The following is an 18,119-nucleotide window of genomic DNA, read 5'->3' on the forward strand; positions in this document are numbered from 1 at the left end:
GGGCGGTGCCACCGGGCCTAGCCGACGTTCAGCAATGTTTTACGGCCCCTTTTGTGGATCCGTCGGGATTTGTGGGCAGGTGGTCGTCATAGATCCACCCATGTGTCTGTGTCCCAGCGATTCGGGCGAAGGTCCACGTGTTTCCGTAATCGTTCGCCACCCAGCACCAGTAGTAAACGAGAGTCCCAGGCTGGATCCACACCTCGTTCCCGCACGCCTCGTACGGGCCGACCTTCATGTTCGCGCCGCGGACCAGGCGCCCACTTCCGTCGTCGACATTTTCGAAGTCCCAACCGGTGCACTCCACGGCGGCCGGTGACGCCGGGCCAGTTGCGGATGCGGACGGTGTGAACAATCCGGCACCTGTGGCGAGGAGAATCGAGGTGATGATCACCATCACCTTGGGGGCGAACTTCTTCATTCTTCCTCCGGGATTTGTTTTTGTCGCACTGCGGTGTTGGTCTGCACATCCCCGACATCGGCCCTATTTTGAGCATGCCGACGGTTGTTCGGTGACCTGGTGAACTGCCGGACAAACAATCGACGAACAACCCCCGCCCGCGCGCCCGGCTCGCTCACGGCGCGCCAGGCCTCCTGCCAGCGGCAATCGTCCGTGACAGGATGGCGGCATGGTCGCCGGTGCTCAGTCCTCGGATAACCCGCGTCGCCCGTGGCGTGGTGTGGACGCCGACGAGCGGCAGGCCCAGCGGCGCGAGCGGCTCGTGGCGGCCGCGTTCGGGATCATGGGAGTCGATGGCGCGGCCGCGGTGAGCATGCGGGGTGTGTGCCGCGCGGCCAAGCTGAGCGAGCGCTACTTCTACGAGAGCTTCGGCCGCCGCGAGGAACTCCTGGTCACCGTGCTGGAGACGGTCGCGGGCCAGGCGCGGGAGGTGCTGGTCGCGGCGTTGGCGCAGGCGCCGGGCGACACGCGCCACGCGGTGTCGGAGTTCACCGAGTTCGTCACGGGGGACCCGCGCCGGGGGCGCGTGTTGTTCGTGGAGTCGCTGGTCGCGCCGGAGCTGTCGGTTCGGGGCGCGGAGCTGGTGGAGGAGTTCACCACCACGATCGCGCAGGCGTTGCGCACGCCGGCGCTGGCCGGGCAGGCGGCCGACGACCGGGACGTCGAGCTGAACGCGCAGGCGGTGTTCGGCGCGCTCGCGTACCTGTTCCAGGGCTGGCTCGGTGGCCGTCTCGCCGTGTCGGCGGACCGGTTCGTCGAGCACGTCGTCCAGGTGATCGAGCACGTGGCGGCGGCGACCTCGCGCGACGCCTGACCTCCCGTAGCCGGGGCACGTCGAAGTTGACATCACCTGATGTTGACATCAGTTGATTCCTATTTTACGGTCGGCCGAGCGAGCACGTCAGCGAGGAGGCAGCCGAAGATGGTCAGCACCGAGACGCGCCGGGTCCGAGTGGCGATCATCGGCGCGGGCTTCGGCGGGTTGGGCACGGCGATCGGGCTGAAACGCGCGGGTATCGACGACTTCGTCGTCCTGGAGCGTGCCGGCGACATCGGTGGGACCTGGCAGGTGAACACCTATCCGGGCGCGCAGTGCGACATTCCGTCCATTCTGTACTCGTTCTCCTTCGCGCCCAACCCGCGCTGGAGCCGGCTCTACCCCTACCAACCCGAGATCCGGGACTACCTGAACCGGTGTGTGGCCGACTTCGGGATCACGCCGCACCTGCGGCTGCGCCACGACGTGCTGGACGCGCGTTGGGACGACACGGCGGCGGTATGGCGGATCCGGACCGATCGGGGTACCTGGGAGGCCGGCGTCCTGGTCGGCGCCATCGGCCCGTTCAGCGAGCCGGCGGTGCCGGCGCTGCCGGGCTTGGACACCTTCGGCGGCACCACATTCCACTCGTCGGCGTGGAACCACGAACACGACCTGGCGGGACGCCGGGTGGCGGTGATCGGCACGGGCGCCTCGGCGGTGCAGATCATCCCGCGGCTGGCGCGGGTGGTGGACCGGCTCACCGTCTTCCAGCGTACCCCGACCTGGATCATGCCCCACCTCGACCGGCCGGTGTCCGGCTGGGCGCGCCGGATCCTCGACGAGGTCCCCGGCGCGGCGCGGGCCGCGCGCACCGCGCTGGACCTGGTCCAGGAGGCGTTGGTGCCGGGGTTCGTGCACCAACCGTGGCTGCTCAGGGGCATGTCCGGCATCGCCGGCGCACACCTGCGCCGTCAGGTGCGCGACCCGGTCCTGCGGGCCAAGCTCACGCCCGCCTACGCCTTCGGCTGCAAGCGGCCCACCTTCTCCAACGCCTACTACCCGGCCCTCGCCCAGCCGAACGTGGACGTGGTGACCGAGCCGATCCAGGAGGTTCGGCCCGGCGGCGTGGTGACGGCCGACGGTGTCGAGCACGACGTCGACACCATCGTGTTCGGCACCGGGTTCCGCACGACCGACCACCCCGGCTTCGCCCGGCTGCACGGCCGGGGCGGCCGCAGCCTCGCGCAGGTCTGGGCCGGCAGCCCGCGCGCCTACCTCGGCACCACCGTTGCCGGCTTCCCCAACTTCTTCCTGTTGCTCGGCCCCAACTCGGTGGTCTACACCTCGCAGGTCGTCACCATCGAGGCCCAGGTCACCTACATCCTCAGCGCCCTCACCGCGATGGACCGCGCCGGACTGTCCACTATGGAGGTTCGACAGGACGTGCAGCGCGCGTTCGTGCGACAGGTCGACCACGGTTTGCGGCGCTCGGTGTGGAACACGGGCGGCTGCGCCAGCTACTACCTGGACGCCGCCGGCCGCAACTTCGTGTTCTACCCCGGTTTCAACCGCCGCTTCCTGGCCAGGACGCGGCGGGTCGCGCTGACCGACTACCACCTCGGCCACACCGGCGAGGTCGTCGAGAAGAAGGCGAGGACGGCATGACGTTCCGCATCGGCAGGAAGCCGGTCATCGACCCCGCCGGCGCGCGCCGGTACACCGGGCAGGCGCACGCGATCACGCCGAGGGACGTGCATTTCTCCTGGGACGGGGTTCCGCTGCACTACATCCCCGGCGAACCGATGGCCACGCACATCATCAACGTGATGCACCTGGTGCTCCCGGAAGGCGAGCGCGCGATGGCCAGGGCACTCGGCGAGGCGCTGCCGCTGATCAGCGACCCCCGGCTGCGGGAGGAGGTCACCGGCTTCATCGGACAGGAGGCGACCCACGCGTCCTCCCACGAGGGCGCCCGTGCGCACCTGGCCACGCTGGGACTGCCGGTCGAGCCGGTGGCCGGCACGATGGACTGGCTGGTCGACAAGGTGCTCGGCGACCACGGTCTGACCGGCAGGGCGCGACACGCGTGGCTGTGCGAGCGGCTCGGCCTGTTCGCCGCGATGGAGCACTACACCGCCGTCGTGGGGGAGTGGCTGCTCGGCGCGGATCACCTGGAGCGCAAGGGAATGCACCCGACGATGCTGGACCTCGTCCGGTGGCACGGGGCCGAGGAGGTCGAGCACCGCAACGTCGCCTTCGACGCGTACATGCACGTCGACGGCGGCTACTTCCGCCGCGTGCGCACGGCCGTGGTCGCCAGCTTCACCCTCGCCGTGCTGTTCGTCAGCACCGCGCGGTACCTCTACCGCGCCGACCCCACACCGGACCGGGGCGGCCACTGGCTGCGGGAACTGGTGAGCGCGACCCGGCGCGGGGTGATCCCGCGGTTCGCCCTGTTCCTGACCGAGATCCCGAAGTACCTGCGGCCGACCTTCCACCCGTCGCAGTTGGGCAGCATGGACGAGGCCGTCCGGTACCTGGCCCGCTCGCCCGCCGCCACCGGTGCCGCGTGAGCGCCCTCGGCACGCCGAGCCGGGGGTTGCGGCTGGCCGCGGCGGCCAGCGACGTCTACCGGCGGGTGTTCGCCGCGAGCCGGGTCGGCGCGCTGCTGTCGCGGCCGAATCCCGTGCGCCGCACCGGATACGACCTCGACGTGGTGGTGGGGCGGATCAGGCGGGAGGCCGAGGACGTCCTCGGCCTCGACCTCGTGGCCAAGGACGGTCGCCCGCTGCCGGCGTGGCTGCCGGGCGCGCATCTGGACGTGGTGCTGCCATCGGGCCGGCAGCGCCAGTACTCGCTGTGCGGCGACCCCGCCGACCGGTCCACCTATCGGATCGCCGTGCGCCGGGTCGCGGACGGCGACGGCGGCTCCCGCGAGGTGCACACCAAACTGTCCGAACAGGACTCTCTGCGGATTCGCGGGCCACGCAACGCCTTCTCGCTCGTGCGTACGGCCTGCGCCTACCTGTTCGTGGCCGGCGGTATCGGCATCACCCCGATCCTGCCGATGGTGCGCTCATGCCACGAACTCGGCCTGCCATGGCATTTGGTCTACTGGGGACGGTCACGCGCGAGTATGCCGTTCCTACCGGAGCTCGAACGCTACGGCGACCACGTCGAGGTCCGCTCCGACGACGAGAACGGCCCGCCGGACCTCGGCCAGATCCTCACGCTCGCCCCGGCGGGCGCCGCGGTCTACCTGTGCGGCCCGCCGGCGTTGATGGCCCCGGCCAGGGGGATCATGCGTGCCGCCAACCCCACCGGCTCCCTGCACGCCGAGCGGTTCAGCCCACCGCCGGTGGTCGGTGGGCGACCGTTCACGGTCCACTTGCGACGCAGCGGCCACACGGTCGGCGTCGGCGCGGACGAGAGCGCGCTGGCCGCGATCCGGCGCACGGTGCCCGGCGTCGCCTACTCCTGCCAGCAGGGCTTCTGCGGCACCTGCCGGGTTCGCGTGCTCGACGGCGAGGTCGCCCACCGCGACCGGCTGCTCACCGACGCCGAGCGGGCCGACTCGATGTTGGTGTGTGTCTCCCGCGCGGCGACCGGCAGGCTGGTCCTCGACCTCTGATCCACCGAACAGGAAGGGATCCGCCCGATGACGCGCTGGTACCCGCTCGCCGAGAGCGACGACGAGTTCCTCGACCGCGCCCGGTTCCGGCTCGACCACGAGGTCGTGCTGCCCGCGCCGGCCGACCGCGTGTGGCAGGCGCTGACCGCCGACGACGCACTGGTGTCCTGGGCGAGGGGCATCACCGGCGCCGAGTGGACCTCGCCCCGACCCTTCGGGGTGGGCACCACCAGGACGGTGACCGTTGGCCGAGGCGTCGCGGCGCTGCGGGAACGGTTCTACCGCTGGGAAACCGGTCACCGCATGACGTTCACCGCGACCGCGGCGAGCAGGCCGGGAATCCGGCGGTTCGCCGAGGACCTCGTGCTGACCCCGGACTCGGCCTCGACCCGACTGCGCTGGATCTTCGCGGTCGACGCGCAGCCGTGGCTCGCACCGCTGCTCAACCTCACCCGGCCAGCGCTGGCGCGGATCACGGCGGGCTGGGCGGCCGGCGTCACCGGCGCACGGCCGGAACGGAGCTGACATGGCCTTCCGGGTCACCGCGACGCTGCGCGACCTCGGGCTCCCCCTGCCCGGCGGTCGGACCTACCGCGTGGCCGGCCGAACGGTGCTGATCACCGGTGGCGGGGCCGGCATCGGCCGCGCGCTCGCCAACCACCTGCACCAGCGCGGCGCGATCGTCGCGCTCGTCGACCGGGACGAGCACGCCCTCGCCAGCACCGAACACGAACTGGGCGGCGACCGGGTGCTCACCGCGGTCGCCGACGTCCGCGACCGCCCCGGTGTCGCCGACGCGATCGAGGACCTGGCCGATCGTGCCGGCGGGCTGGACGTAGTGGTGGCCAACGCGGGCGTGACCCCACCACCCGCGACGCTGCGCCAGCTCGACCCGGCCGAGTTCGACCGGGTCTTGGCGATCAACGTCACCGGCGCGTTCAACACCGTGCGCGCCGCGACCGCGCGGTTGATCGACCGGCGCGGGCACATCGTCGTGGTGTCCTCGGCCGCGGCGTTCGTGCCGGGCCCCGGCGGCGCTCCGTACATGATCAGCAAGGCCGCCGTCGAGCAGCTCGGCCGGGCGCTGCGCCTCGAACTCGCTCCCCACGGGGTGAGCGTCGGCGTCGCCTACTTCGGCGTCGTCGACACCCAACTGGCCAGGACGACGCTGGACGAGGACCCCATTGGCCGTGAGCTGGAAAGCCGGCTCCCGGCGCCGCTGCGCAGGCGCATCACCGCGGCGAGGGCGGCCGAGGTACTCGCCGACGGGATCGCCCGGCGCGCCGGGCGCACGCTGGCCCCGGCGGGGTGGCAGCCGTGGGCCCTGCTGCGCGGCCTGCTCAACGTCGGGGTGGACGCCTTCCTCGCCGGCGACCGCGCCACCCACCGGCTCATCCTCGACCTCGAGGCCCGGCACCGAGGAGGACCCCGCTGACCACCACAGGTGCACGAGCCCGCCCAGGTGTAGCGGCGGCCCCAACACGGCTCAGGCCAGGTCGCGGTACTGGTGCAGCAGCGTGTTGAACGCGCGCAGCTTGTCGACCGCGTCGTCGGAGACCGGGTCGGGGTGGAAGTGCGTGACCTTGTTGCGGATGCGCCGAATCTCGTCGAGCCGGGCGATGAACGTCGGGCGGTCCAGCGGCCAGGCAAGCCGTTGCCAGATGTCCTTGTCCTCGAGCAGCCGTTGGTAGTCCCCCATGGTGAGGTCGTCGAAGCTCGTGATCGGCCGGGAGCAGAACCGCCGGACGGTCTCGAGGTCGAGGGCGCGCTTCAGGACCCAGCGCAGAGTTTGGTCGAGTTCGCCGAGTTGGAAGAAGGGCGTGGCCATCACGCCGTAGCGGTGCGCGACGTCCGCGGTCGTCACGATGCCGGCGACGGCCCTGGTCTCGTCCAGCACGAACACGAAATCGCGTTGCTGCAGCGTCGGTAGCACCTCGAACAGGTCGCGGTCGTAGGCGACGACCTCGACCCGGGTGTCGATCGCGTCGGCGACGGCCGCGTCGGTCCGCTGGTGCATGACCTGCGCGATCGACCGCCAGGTGACCGCGCCGCGCAGGTTGCGCGGGCCGCTGAGCACGGCGAGCTGCGAGAAGTCGTTGAGCGCCATCTTCGTGATGGCTTCCTCGATGGTGCTGTTCGGCCCGACGGACACGACGCCGCGCAGCGGCGACAGGTTGCCGACCTTCAGGCCGACGTCGAGGTCACCGCCGCCCTCGACGTCCTCGGTCACCGGCACTTCGTTGGCGTCGGCCGGAGCCTGCGGCGTGGACGCCTCCGCCTCGTCGGGAGGTGTGGACAGTGAGACCACCGTGTCCAGCGTGACCGCGCGGAAGCTGGGCGAGGTCACCAGCCCGTGGTTGGCCAGGTCCGCCTCGATCTGACCGACCTGGTCACCGCGGTCGGCCGCGCCCCACAGCGCCAGCAGCTCGCGCACGGTGATGCGTTCGGGAGCGTGCTCGTCGGCCTGGGTGCGCGCCTGTCGCAGGCGTTCGTGGACCCGCTGCCGAGCGGTGTCCCGATGGGCCTCGGTGGTCACCACGGAGATGGCCTGGTCGAGCAACTGCTGGCGCACGGCGTCCAACAGCCGGTCCTGGTCGATCACCCGCCACGCCCGCCACCCGTCGACCGCGCGCATCCCCGCCGCCACCATCGCCGCCCGGGACGGCGACCGGAACTCCTCACCGTCGGGTTCGAGCCGGATCCGTCCCTTCTCGGTGACCGTCGCGTCATAGGTGACGCCGATCCGGGCGCGTGCGAACCGCAGTTTCGCGCCCGGGCGCAGTAGTTCTGCTTCCAGCAGGTCGAGCACGGTCACCCGGCGACCGCCGATCAGATACATCGACCGGCCTCCGGTGTCGTCCTGGTGATCGCCGTCGGGACCGGCCACAGAGGATCACCACTTCCGCAGGCCACTGAACTTGCGCCGGGCACCGATCGCCTGTTTGAGCACCCGCTTCTCCAGTTCGGACGGACGCAGCTGGTCCACGCGCGTGAGCTGGAGCTCGGCGGCCACGGCCAGCAGCGAGTTCCGGTCGAGTCGTTGTGCGCGCAGATACTCCGCGCCCTGCTCCTCGGTCTCGGTCGCACGCAGGTGTGCCGCGATGGCCGCCGGGTCGACCCCGGGGACGGCCGGGGGCGGCGCGTCGGGGGTGGGCGCAGGCTCGACCGCCGCGGGTTTGCGCCGCGGTGGGGCCGCCGCCTCGGGGGAGCGCGGCGCGTCGTGACCGACCAGCTGGTCGATGAGCTTCGTGCGGGTGAGGTTGCTGTAGCCGGTCACTCCGAGCAGTTTGGCCACCCTCTTCAAGCCGGTGACCGGAAGCTTCGTCGCGTTCAGGTAGATCAGCCGCTCCGGTGTGGAGGTCATGGCCGTGAGCTCCCGCGCGGTCCGCAGTGGATCGTCGGTCGGCACGGGCCTGGCCGGTGGCGCGACAGGTCGCGGCGCCGCGTCGGCGCCCACGACCGTCAACCGCGCGGTGCCGTCGGCCACGGCCAGCAGCGTGGCCTCGTCCTGTCGCGCCAGGAACTCGTAGACGCGGGCGTGCAGGGCCGCGACCGTGGTGAGGTCGGTCATCGCCGCCCCCCGGACAGGTCGAGTGCGCCGAGCACTTCGTCGGCCAGTTGGTCGAACTCCTTGACCACGTCGTCCTTTCCGGTGGTGCGCAGCATCGCGGGCACGCCGCTCTCGCCGGCGTCACCGAAATGCCGAGGACTGTTGCGGACCTTGCTGCTCAGCACGGCCACTCGCGAGTTCAGGCGTACCTCCTCGATGTAGGGGTGCTGGGCGAGCGTTACCCGCTGCGAATAGATCTGGACCATGGTGAACACCACGCCGAGAAAGTCCGGGGAGATCGGCAGGTGGTCGCCGCCATCCCGCTTGTGATGGACGAAGTCGTTGAACTGCTTTACCAGGTCATCGAGGTGGCCAACCAGGTAGTCCAGCCCCAAGGTCGAGAGATAGTCGGCCTTGGCCGGCACCAGGATGTGTTCGCTGGCCACGATCGCGGTCTTGGTCACCAGCCCGAAGTTCGGGGCGCAGTCGATCAGCACCAGGTCGTAGCCGGTGAAGTGGTTGTCGGCCAGCGCGCGGCGCAGGCAGCCGTGCAGGTCGAGGAACTTCCGCCGGGAGCTGTCGATGGTGGTGGCGCCACCCAGCTGGGCGGCGAGCTCGAGATCGATGTCGATCAGGCCCAGGTGGGAGGAGATGAGGTCCACCCGACCGCTGGTGTTCCCGAGCGCTCTGTTCACCCGCTCCGGGGTGACGATGAGCTCCGCCAGTGCGACGTCCCGGCCGGGCATGTCCCCGCCGTACCACCGTTTGATCGTGTGGCTTTCCTTGAGCCGGTGGTGCCAGTCGTCGACCGAGAAGAACGAGAACGTCAGGTTGGTCTGCGGGTCGAGATCGATCAGCAGCACGCGCAGACCGCGGCTGGCGGCGAGTGCCCCGAGATTCGCGGTGAGCGTCGTCTTGCCGACGCCACCCTTGTAGTTCATGACCGCGACGACCCGCATGCGTTCTCCCCAATGGTCCGGCTGACGACATTGTCAGAACCTGCGCGCCAAAGGCAACCACTGCCCGGATTGAGGACACGAAAAGGATAATGGAACAGATCGATTGTCCTGATTTCGGTGAAACCGGGTCTACTGGCGAATTGATTCGCCGTCCGGATCCGGGATTTCGACGGCGTAGGCGGCCGGGTGGGCGCTGTCCGGTGGGAGGCCGCGCTGGGCGAGCAGCAGCGCGCCGTCCGCGGCCTGGCCAGCCGGTGTGACGATGCGCGCGCCGGGCACCCGCCGCGACAGTTCGTCGTGAAAGGCGTCGTGCAGCAGCGGACCGGCGTCGAACAGCCTGCCGCCCCAGGAGAAGTTCGCCGGCAGGTCGCGGGCGGCCGCCTGGGCCGACTCCGCGAGATGCACGCCGGCTCGCCGCCAGATGTCGCCCGCCACTCGGTCGCCGTCGTGGGCGGCGGCCGCGACATCCGGGGCGAACGTGGCGAGTTCGCGTGCCGGCCAGGTCGAGCCGTAGATCGTGTGCAGCGAGCCGTCGATACCGCCGAACCGGCTGGTCGCCTTCGCCAGTAGCGCGGCCGAACCGCCGTCACGGCCGTCGGCGTGGCGTAGCGCGGCGCGCAACCCCTGGGCACCGATCCACGCGCCGCCGCCGTCGTCGCCGAGCAGGTGCCCCCAGCCGTCGGCCTGGTGCCAGGTCGTCCGGTGGTCGGTGCCGAGCACGATCACGCCCGTGCCCGCCGCGACGACGCACCCCGGCCGGCCGGCGAGCGCGCCGAGATGGGTGGCGAGCGCGTCGCTGGCGACGATCACGCCGCTGGTCGCGATGTGGCGGTGCAACTGGCCACCCAACTCCTCGGGACGGTCCAGTAGTCCTGGCATGCCGGTCAGGCCGACGGCCACCCGGTCCACCGCGTCGACGTCGAGACCGGCCACCAGCCGGCCGATCCGCTCGCCCAACGCGCGGGTGTCGATCCGCCCCGCCGTCCGGGGGACCGGGCCGTCGTCGTGAGTGGTCAGGTGGTGGTCGCCGACCTTGGCCCGGACGCGGATGCCGCCGCCACCGACGTCGACACCGATGTGTGCCTCAGCGCGCATCGGTGGTGAGCCGGTGCAGTGCCGACCGGACGCCGCCGGCCCGCAGCGCGGCGCGGCAGTCGGCCAGCGGGCGGCCGGACAACAGGTGGACCAGCGCCAGCGGCACGTCGCCGTCGCTGTGGCGCAGCGCGGCGGCGCTCTCGTCCTGGCTGAGGCCGGTGGCCATCTCGACGACCCGCACCGCGCGGGCGACGAGCTTGTCGTTGGTGGCGACCAGGTTCACCATCAGGTTCGAGTACGTGCGCCCCGCGCGGACCATCAACGCGGTCGAGAAGGCGTTCAGCAGCACCTTCGTCGCGGTGCCCGCCTTGAGCCGGGTCGAGCCCGTGACCGCCTCGGGTCCGGTGTCCGCGACGACCAGCACGTCCGCGGTCAGCGCGGCGTCCACAGTGGACGTGATGAGTACCGTCGCCGCGCCCACCTCGCGGGCCCGGGTCAACGCGCCCGCCACGTACCGCGTCGCGCCGGACGCGGTGATGCCCACCACGATGTCCCGCGCGCTCACCTCCGCCGCGTCGTCGTGGCCCGCGGCCTCGGCGTCCTCGTAGTCCAGGCCGGAGTCGACCAGCGCCGCCGTGCCGCCGGGGAAGTGCGGGGTGAACAGGCCGGGCGGCGCGTTGAACGTCGGGGTCGCCTCGGTCGCGTCGAGCACGGCCAGCCTGCCGGACGCGCCGGCGCCGAAGTAGTGCACCCGGCCGCCGTCGTCGATGCGGGGGAGGGCGAGGTCGACGGCCTCGGCCAGTGCCGGGCCTGCCTTCCTGGCGGCCTCGACCGCCAGGACGTCCTCCGCGAGTACCGCGTCGACGACGCGGTCGCTCGGCCACCGGTCGATGTCGGCGGTGCGTTGGTTTCTGTCCTCAGTGGACGTCATGGGATGCGATTCCTCTCTGCGCGCCGAACTCGTCGGCGTACTTCGCCAGCAGGGCGCGGCTGAGTGCGCGTACGTCGCCGCCTGGCCGGTCCGGGGTGGGCGTGCGGATGAACGTCTCCGCGAGCGCGCGCAGTTCGGTGTCGAGCGCGGCTTTGGCGGCCGGGCGGTCGGTCAGCGCTTGAGGTAGGTGGTGCAGCCACAGCTCCCAGCGCCGCTTGAGATATCCGGCGACCAGCCCGCTCCAGAGCCGCGCGGAGTAGTTGTCCAGCGAGGGATTCTCGGCCGTGTGCCACACGGTGACCAGGCGGCGGGCGTTGTCCGCGAGCACCGCCTGTCCCTGCGTATCGGACGAGCAGCCGACCGCGGCCGTGACCCAGGTGGACAGTCGCATCGACGGTCGGGTCGCGGCCAGGTCGTCGAGATCGTCGAAGACCTCGATGAAGCGCGCGGCCGCCGCCGTGGACACCTGGCCGGTCATCGCCTCGGACACCACCGTCAGGTAACGGAAATCGATGATCCGCGACAGCATCGCGACGCCCGCCAGCGCGAGGTCGTCGTCGGCGGCGCCGGACGCCGGCAGCCGCAGCAGTGCGCGGATGGCGACCAGCAGGTCGTGCGGGTCGTAGAACAACGCCGCCCGCACGGTGTCCACGTCCGAATCGAACGTGTAGTCCGGTGTGGACACCGCGATCGAGATGAACCGCTCCGGGAAGATCGACCGGGCGGTGCCAGCCAGCACCGACGCGCCGAGCAGGCGCCACGCCTCCTCGGCGGCGGGATCGGCGGTCCCGTAGCGCTGGCCACCGAACTCGCGCAACCACCCGTCGAGCGCGGGCCCGGCATCCCAGGCCCGGTCCGCGACCAGTTCGAAGAACGCCGGGTTGTTGTGGATCGCCTCCATCGTCAGGCCGAGACCGACCGGGGGCCGGTCCGCGGCCAGCGCGGCCTCGAGGTTGCGTTCGGTGGCCGGGAGATCGGCGACCGGGTCGCTCCGGCCGCCGAAGTTGAGCAGGCCGTTCCACAGCCACGGGCGCCCGCCGTACCCGTCGAGTCGCGTCCACTGTGGATCCGCCTCACCCCACAGGTCCAGCACCAGCACCCCGCCATCGGGAATGCCGTCGAGGAACCGGTTCACCCGCTCGGTGGTCCAGTAGTCGCGCTGGTAGGAGAACGGCCACGACTGGAGCACCCAGACGGCCTGGTCGTCGGCCGCCCGCAGCCCGTCCACGATCGCGGCGGCCACCCGCGCGGGATGACCGGCGTCGCTGTCGGTCGGCGCCATCTCGATGAACGGGTCGGCCGCGTACAGGTGGTCGGTGCCGAACAGTTCCTGTTGCGCGGTCACGATCTCCGTGGTCAGCCGGCGGAAGAGCGGGTCGTCGGGATGGACCACGGTGGTCGGCATGCCCTGCCACCGCCGCGTCCGGGCATCGGCGGGCGCGAGTAGCGCCGGGACGTGCCCGGTGAACGCGGGCAGCACGGGCGTCATGCCCAACTCCCGCTGACGGTCCAGAATGCGCCGGCCGAGGTCGATGCTCCTCGGCAGCCAGTCGGCCGGCAGCGGCCCGGCGAAGCTGTCCAGACAACCCATGTACAGCCAGGGAAGGTAGGCCGGCCCGCCGAGGAACGATCGAATGTCCTCATCGGACATGCCGAGCCGGGTGTATGCCAGCGCGAGCGCGGCCTCGTGACCGACCAGGTTCAACGGCATGGTCACCCCGTGCAGCGCCATCCAGTCGATCTCGCGCGCCCACTCCGGCCAACCCCAGTAGGCGGTCGAGTAGCCGAACGTGCAGAAGTTGAGGTAGTAGAACTGATCGACCCGAGCGCGCCCACGCACCGGCGGCCGGGCGGTCACCTCGAGGTCGAGCGGCAGCGGCGTGTCCCATGTGACCCGCCGGCCGTGGGCCTCGATGAGATACCGGTGCAGACCGGCGCACGCGGCCGGCGCGTCGGTGGCGCCGACGTGCAGGGCGCGGTCGGCGACCCGTACCTCGAAGCCGCGCGGACCCGGCTGTTCCCGCAGGTGAAGTGGGGTGCCGTCGCCGACGACTCGCGTCCACAGGCGCTGTACGGCCGCGTCCCAGGAAGGTGACATGGGCGCAGTCTAATACTTTCGTATGGTACGTAACTATGTTAGGTTCCGAGGTCTCGAGAGGAGGGGCGATGGCACGGACAGTCGCGGTCGGCACGAACTTCATGCTGGAGAACAACGCCGCCGCGATCCTCACGCAGGTCCGCGCCGCGGGCCGCGCGCCGGTGTCCGCGCTGGCCAAGGAGACCGGCCTGTCACGCCAGGCGGTGTCCCGCTCGCTGGCGGTGCTCGACTCGATGGGCCTGATCGAGATCTCCGCCCCCGACCGCGCCGCGACCGCCACCGGCAGGCCACCGCAGCTCGTGCGGTTCCGCGCCGAGGCGGGCCACGTGCTGAGCGTCGACCTCAACCCCGGCACGGTACGGATCGTGGTCGCCGACCTCGCCGGCGCCTTCGTGGTCGACACGACCACCGCGCTGGACCGCTCGGGAGTGTTCGCGCACGCGCTGCGGGCCGCCGTCGAACGGGCCCTCGCGCAGGCGGGCCTGCGCCCGGACGAGATCTGGCACGCCTGCGCGGCCGCGCCCGGCATCACCGACCCGGCCACCGGGCACGTCAGCCTGAGCGTGAGCATGCCGGAGATCGTCGGCGACACCATTCCCGCCGCGGTCAGGGCCGCGGCCGTCGACGCGCCGCTGTACGTCGACAACGACGTGAAGCTGGCCACCGAGGGCGAACGCTGGCGCGGCACGCCACACGCCGAGGACTCGCTGGTGTTCATCGACTGGGGCGAGCGGATCGGCGCGGGCATCGTGCTGCGCGGCCAGCTGTACCGGGGCGCGTCCAACGACGCCGGCGATCTTGGCTACCTGGACCTGCTCGTGCCCGGTCCGTCCGATGTGGACCATGACCTCGGCCCGTTCGAGCGCTGGGTTGGCACGCGCGAGCTGCTGCGCACCGCGAGCACGGCCGCCGGCCGCGCGGTGACCCTGCCGGCACTGGCCAAGGCGGCCCGAGACGGCGACGACTGGGCGCTGACCGCGATCGACACCATCGCCACCCGCTTCGCCAAAGGTGTCGCCGCGATCCGCGCGCTGCTCGACCCCGAGGTGGTCGTGCTCGGCGGCGACATCGCCGAACTCGGCATGGTCCTGCTCGCCGCGATCGTCGACGCGCTCGCGGCCGAGGAACTTGGCCAGCCACGGCTCGAACTGTCCACTTTGGGCCCGGACGCGAGTGTCCACGGCGCGATCCGGCATTCGCTGTCGTGGGTGGAACGCGAACGGTTCGACATCACCGCGATGCGCCGGCGCGGCGCACTGTCCACCTAAGCTCGGCACCGAGGAGACAAAGCTATGCGTAGCAGGTATCTGGCCGCCGCGGCCGCCGCGGTGTTACTGGTCGCGGGATGCGCGGAGACCGGCGGCGCCGGGCCGGCCGCGCCAAGGGACGTGTCCAAGGAGCTCTCCGCCGAGCAGGTCACGCTGACCCTGGCCTACACCGACGACCCCCCGGTGAAGGCGCTCATCGACGCGTTCGAGGCCAAACACCCGAACATCACCGTCAAGGGCCAGCAGACCCCGTTCTCCGACTACGTGAAGTCGATCAAACTCGGCATGTCGTCGTCCACCCCGCCCGACATCGCCGAGTACAACCCCGGCGCCATGCGCTCACTCGTGCCCGGCGGCCTGATCTACGACCTCGCGCCCTACGAGGAGCTGTACGGCTGGCAGGACGGTTTCCCGGCGTCCAGCCTGGAGGTGTTGCGGTCCAACGCGGAGGCGAAGGAGTACGGCACCGGCGGCCTGTACGCGGTGCCCGGCGCGCTGTCGGTACTCGGCGTGTTCTACAACAAGTCGCTCGTCCAGGCGGCCGGCATCACCGGCACCCCCGCGACACTCGCGGAGTTCGAGCAGCACCTGGCCGCGGTGAAGAAGGCGGGCACCACTCCGATCAGCCTGGACAACCTGGAGGTCGGCGGTTTCCAGCTGTGGAACGCGCTGACCAACGTGCTCGGCGACCCGGGGGAGTATCGCGACTGGGTGTACGGCAAGCAGGGCGCCACGATCGCCACGGACGGCGCGACCCAGGCCGCGCAGAAGATCGCCGACTGGGCGACCGCCGGCTACCTGCCGGAGTCGGCCAACGCCATCGGGGTCAACGACGCCAGGGCGAACTTCACCAGCGGCAAGAACGCCTACCTCGTCACCGGCAACTGGGCGGCGGCCCCGATCGCCGAGGCGATGGGCGAGGACGTCGGCTTCTTCCTGTTCCCGGCGGTCGAGGCGGACTCGCCCGCGGTGGCCTCCGGGGCGAGTGTGGCGTTCTCGATCTCGTCGAAGACCAAGCATCCCAACGAGGCGGCGGCCTTCCTCGACTTCATGCGATCACCGGAAGCGGCGAAGGTGCAGTTCGAGACCGGCTTCATGCCGGTGAACAACTCCGTCGAGGTCGACGCGAGCGGCGTCACCGCCGAGATCGCCACCGACTTCAAGAAGGTCGTCGCCGAGGAGGGCATCGTGCCGTTCCCGGACTTCGCGTCCCCGAACATGATCGACCGGCTGACCTCGGGTGTGCAGGGACTGGTGAGCAAGCAGACGACACCGGCGGACTTCCTGGCCTCCCTACAGGAATCGTGGACCGAACACCATGGCTGACCGAGCCGTCGCGGTCCTGCCGGCGCGGGCGACCCGTGCCGGTGGGACCGCGGTGGTCCGCCGCCGGCGCCGTCGTTCCGGGCGGCTGCTCGCGCTCGCCTACATCGCGCCCGCCGCGGCCGTCTATCTCGGCTTCGCCATCTGGCCCGCGATCCACACCGTCTATCTATCCTTTTTGGACTGGGACGGCATCCTCCCAGCCACCTGGGCCGGCTTGGCCAACTACGCCACCGTCTTCACCGACCCCACCCTCGGCCCGGCGCTGTGGCACGCGATCGTGCTGATCGTGTTCTTCACGGTCATCCCGTGCGCCATCGGGCTGTTCCTGACCGCGCTGTTGCAGAGCGGCGTGCGCGGTATGACCGCGTTCCGGATGATCTTCTTCCTGCCGCAGGTGCTGCCGCTGGTCGCCGTCGGCATCACCTGGCGGTGGATGTACAGCGACGACGGGCTGATCAACCAGGGCCTGCGGCTGATCGGTCTCGGCGGGGTGAGCCGGGCCTGGCTCGGCGACTACGACACCGCGCTGATCGCGCTCGGGCTGATCGGCAGCTGGGCGATGACCGGGCTCTGTATGGTTCTGTTCCTGTCCGGGGTGCAGAAGGTCGACGTCGCGCTGTACGAGTCGGTCGCGCTCGACGGCGGCGGGCCGGTCCGCAAGTTCTTCACCGTGACGCTGCCGGCGGTGCGCGGCGAGATCACCATCGCGAGCGTCATCACCACGATCGCCGCGCTCGCGAGCTTCGACCTGGTCTTCGTGACGACCAACGGCGGCCCGGTCAACCAGACCACGGTGCCGGGCCTGCTCGTGTACCGGCTCGCGTTCAACGAGAGCGACATCGGCGGCGCCGCGGCACTGGCCGTCGTGCTGACGCTGATCGTGATCGTCTTCGTGACGGCGATCCGCATGATCACCCGGGAGCGCTCGTGAACCCAGCCCGTTCGATGGTCGTCGCGCGCTACCTCGTGCTCACCCTGCTGGCCGTGGCGGTGCTGCTGCCGTTCGTGAGCGTGACGCTCGCGGCGTTCCAGCCCTCCGGCGCGCAGGTTTCGGGACTGAGCCTGCCCTCGACGTGGTCGTGGTCGAACTTCGTCGCGGTGTGGCGGGACCACGATTTCGGCCGGCTGGTGGGTTCCGGGTTCATCATCGCGGTCGGCGTGGTGCCGCTCGCGCTCGTGCTCGCCACCCTCGCCGCCTACTCGCTCGCGACGCTGGACCCGTTCGGCGGCCGGACGATCTCCGTCGGGTTCGTGCTCGGGCTGACGCTGCCGATCGAACTGGTCGTGGTGGCGCTGTACTTCGACCTGAACCAGCTCGGCCTGACCAACTCCTACCTCGGCGTCATCCTCGCGGAGACCGCGCTGTTCATGCCGTTCGGCGTCTACTGGATGCAGACCCACTTCGCGGCCCTGCCGGCGGAACTGGTCGACGCCGCGCGCGTGGACGGCGCGCGGAGCCTCACCGTGCTCACCCGCGTCCTGCTGCCGATCTCCTGGCCGGCGCTGACGACGCTGGGGGTGCTGTACTTCATGTGGTCGTGGAACCAGTTCCTGCTGGTGATCGTGCTGATGCAGGACCCGGCACTGCGCACGGCGCCCACCGGGCTCGGCATGTTCGTCGGCCAGTTCTCGACCAACGTCCCGCTGCTGTCGGCGGCCAGCCTGATCGTCGTCGGCCCGATCGTGGTGCTCTACCTGATCTTCCAACGCAACTTCGTCAACGGCCTCACCCAGGGCGCGGTCAAGGGCTGAGGAAACCTAGTCGACCGGGCCACGCAACGTCAGCACGACCCGGAGCACGTACTCGACCGCCGTTGGCAGGGCGGCCCCGCGCAGCTCACCGCGGTCGGCCAGGTTGCGCGCCGCGAACTCCAGCGCCCGCTCGGTCCCGCCGCGCCGCACGACGAGCGTGGCGATGTCCTCGATGTCCAGGTCCGGGTGGTCCATCCGCACGAGCGCGAACTCGACGAGCAACTCCTCGGTCGTCATGTCCGCCTCCTCCGCCTCGGCGTCAATCTACCCGGCACCCGGCCGGTCGTTCACACCTTTGAGTGGTCCGGGTGCCGTGCCCGGTGTCACGCCCGATCCGGCCGGCCGGGTG

Annotated in this window: 18 protein-coding genes; 10 read left to right on the top strand and 8 right to left on the bottom strand. The window is 70.9% G+C overall.

Annotated elements, in window-relative coordinates; translation table 11 throughout:
* Positions 1–28: 28 nt before the first annotated feature.
* Positions 29–421 carry a hypothetical protein gene (locus ACYVIP_RS25835; RefSeq protein ID WP_460400769.1) on the bottom strand — a complete coding sequence of 131 codons (393 nt, stop codon included), beginning with the start codon at positions 419–421 and terminating at the stop codon, positions 29–31.
* 208 nt (positions 422–629) lie between these two features.
* On the opposite strand from ACYVIP_RS25835, the gene ACYVIP_RS25840 reads away from it, so the two are divergent.
* The 6 genes from ACYVIP_RS25840 (at position 630) to ACYVIP_RS25865 (ending at position 6,286) form a co-directional block, all read left to right on the top strand.
* Entirely contained in the window at positions 630–1,274 is a 645-nt protein-coding gene (locus ACYVIP_RS25840; protein ID WP_460400771.1) for a TetR/AcrR family transcriptional regulator, read from the top strand.
* Between the two features lie 108 nt (positions 1,275–1,382).
* Positions 1,383–2,885, top strand: coding sequence for a flavin-containing monooxygenase (locus ACYVIP_RS25845; RefSeq protein WP_460400773.1), 1,503 nt, complete (start codon positions 1,383–1,385; stop codon positions 2,883–2,885).
* The gene (locus tag ACYVIP_RS25850; RefSeq protein WP_460400775.1) at positions 2,882–3,793 is read left to right on the top strand and encodes a metal-dependent hydrolase; all 912 of its coding nucleotides are present in this window, start codon (positions 2,882–2,884) and stop codon (positions 3,791–3,793) included. The genes ACYVIP_RS25845 and ACYVIP_RS25850 overlap by 4 nt, the downstream gene beginning before the upstream one ends.
* On the top strand, positions 3,790–4,851 hold the full coding sequence (locus ACYVIP_RS25855; protein WP_460400777.1) for a PDR/VanB family oxidoreductase: 1,062 nt from the start codon (positions 3,790–3,792) through the stop codon (positions 4,849–4,851). Before ACYVIP_RS25850 ends, ACYVIP_RS25855 begins: the two co-directional genes overlap by 4 nt.
* Positions 4,852–4,878: 27 nt before the next feature.
* Complete coding sequence (locus ACYVIP_RS25860; protein ID WP_460400779.1) at positions 4,879–5,376, top strand: SRPBCC family protein; 498 nt, start codon at positions 4,879–4,881, stop codon at positions 5,374–5,376.
* Between the two features lies 1 nt (position 5,377).
* Positions 5,378–6,286: a short-chain dehydrogenase/reductase gene (locus tag ACYVIP_RS25865; protein ID WP_460400781.1), complete on the top strand. Its 909-nt coding sequence runs from the start codon at positions 5,378–5,380 to the stop codon at positions 6,284–6,286.
* A gap of 51 nt (positions 6,287–6,337) precedes the next feature.
* Here the strand turns inward: ACYVIP_RS25865 and ACYVIP_RS25870 are convergent, their stop codons facing one another.
* The 6 genes from ACYVIP_RS25870 to ACYVIP_RS25895 all read right to left on the bottom strand — a co-directional run bounded on the left by ACYVIP_RS25870 (position 6,338) and on the right by ACYVIP_RS25895 (position 13,424).
* The gene (locus tag ACYVIP_RS25870; protein WP_460400783.1) at positions 6,338–7,738 is read right to left on the bottom strand and encodes a restriction system modified-DNA reader domain-containing protein; all 1,401 of its coding nucleotides are present in this window, start codon (positions 7,736–7,738) and stop codon (positions 6,338–6,340) included.
* Positions 7,739–7,744: 6 nt separating this feature from the next.
* Positions 7,745–8,422: a hypothetical protein gene (locus tag ACYVIP_RS25875; RefSeq protein ID WP_460400785.1), complete on the bottom strand. Its 678-nt coding sequence runs from the start codon at positions 8,420–8,422 to the stop codon at positions 7,745–7,747.
* Positions 8,419–9,360: a ParA family protein gene (locus ACYVIP_RS25880; RefSeq protein WP_460400787.1), complete on the bottom strand. Its 942-nt coding sequence runs from the start codon at positions 9,358–9,360 to the stop codon at positions 8,419–8,421. The genes ACYVIP_RS25875 and ACYVIP_RS25880 overlap by 4 nt, the downstream gene beginning before the upstream one ends.
* A gap of 129 nt (positions 9,361–9,489) precedes the next feature.
* Complete coding sequence (locus ACYVIP_RS25885; protein WP_460400789.1) at positions 9,490–10,455, bottom strand: N-acetylglucosamine kinase; 966 nt, start codon at positions 10,453–10,455, stop codon at positions 9,490–9,492.
* Positions 10,445–11,326, bottom strand: a complete 882-nt coding sequence (locus tag ACYVIP_RS25890) for an N-acetylmuramic acid 6-phosphate etherase (RefSeq protein ID WP_460400791.1) — start codon at positions 11,324–11,326, stop codon at positions 10,445–10,447. The genes ACYVIP_RS25885 and ACYVIP_RS25890 overlap by 11 nt, the downstream gene beginning before the upstream one ends.
* Positions 11,313–13,424: an alpha-N-acetylglucosaminidase gene (locus ACYVIP_RS25895; RefSeq protein WP_460400793.1), complete on the bottom strand. Its 2,112-nt coding sequence runs from the start codon at positions 13,422–13,424 to the stop codon at positions 11,313–11,315. Before ACYVIP_RS25895 ends, ACYVIP_RS25890 begins: the two co-directional genes overlap by 14 nt.
* Positions 13,425–13,492: 68 nt before the next feature.
* Between ACYVIP_RS25895 and ACYVIP_RS25900 the strand changes: the two genes are divergently transcribed.
* From ACYVIP_RS25900 to ACYVIP_RS25915, 4 genes are read left to right on the top strand one after another with little or no spacing between them, the layout of a single operon-like run.
* Positions 13,493–14,692: an ROK family transcriptional regulator gene (locus tag ACYVIP_RS25900; protein ID WP_460400795.1), complete on the top strand. Its 1,200-nt coding sequence runs from the start codon at positions 13,493–13,495 to the stop codon at positions 14,690–14,692.
* A 24-nt stretch (positions 14,693–14,716) separates the two neighbouring features.
* Entirely contained in the window at positions 14,717–16,018 is a 1,302-nt protein-coding gene (locus ACYVIP_RS25905; RefSeq protein ID WP_460400797.1) for an extracellular solute-binding protein, read from the top strand.
* Positions 16,011–16,949 carry a carbohydrate ABC transporter permease gene (locus tag ACYVIP_RS25910; protein WP_460400799.1) on the top strand — a complete coding sequence of 313 codons (939 nt, stop codon included), beginning with the start codon at positions 16,011–16,013 and terminating at the stop codon, positions 16,947–16,949. The genes ACYVIP_RS25905 and ACYVIP_RS25910 overlap by 8 nt, the downstream gene beginning before the upstream one ends.
* Positions 16,946–17,770 carry a carbohydrate ABC transporter permease gene (locus tag ACYVIP_RS25915; protein WP_460400801.1) on the top strand — a complete coding sequence of 275 codons (825 nt, stop codon included), beginning with the start codon at positions 16,946–16,948 and terminating at the stop codon, positions 17,768–17,770. Before ACYVIP_RS25910 ends, ACYVIP_RS25915 begins: the two co-directional genes overlap by 4 nt.
* Before the next feature lie 6 nt (positions 17,771–17,776).
* Here the strand turns inward: ACYVIP_RS25915 and ACYVIP_RS25920 are convergent, their stop codons facing one another.
* Positions 17,777–18,007, bottom strand: a complete 231-nt coding sequence (locus ACYVIP_RS25920; protein WP_460400803.1) for a hypothetical protein — start codon at positions 18,005–18,007, stop codon at positions 17,777–17,779.
* Between the last annotated feature and the right edge of the window lie 112 nt (positions 18,008–18,119).

Source organism: Actinophytocola sediminis, from assembly GCF_054779715.1.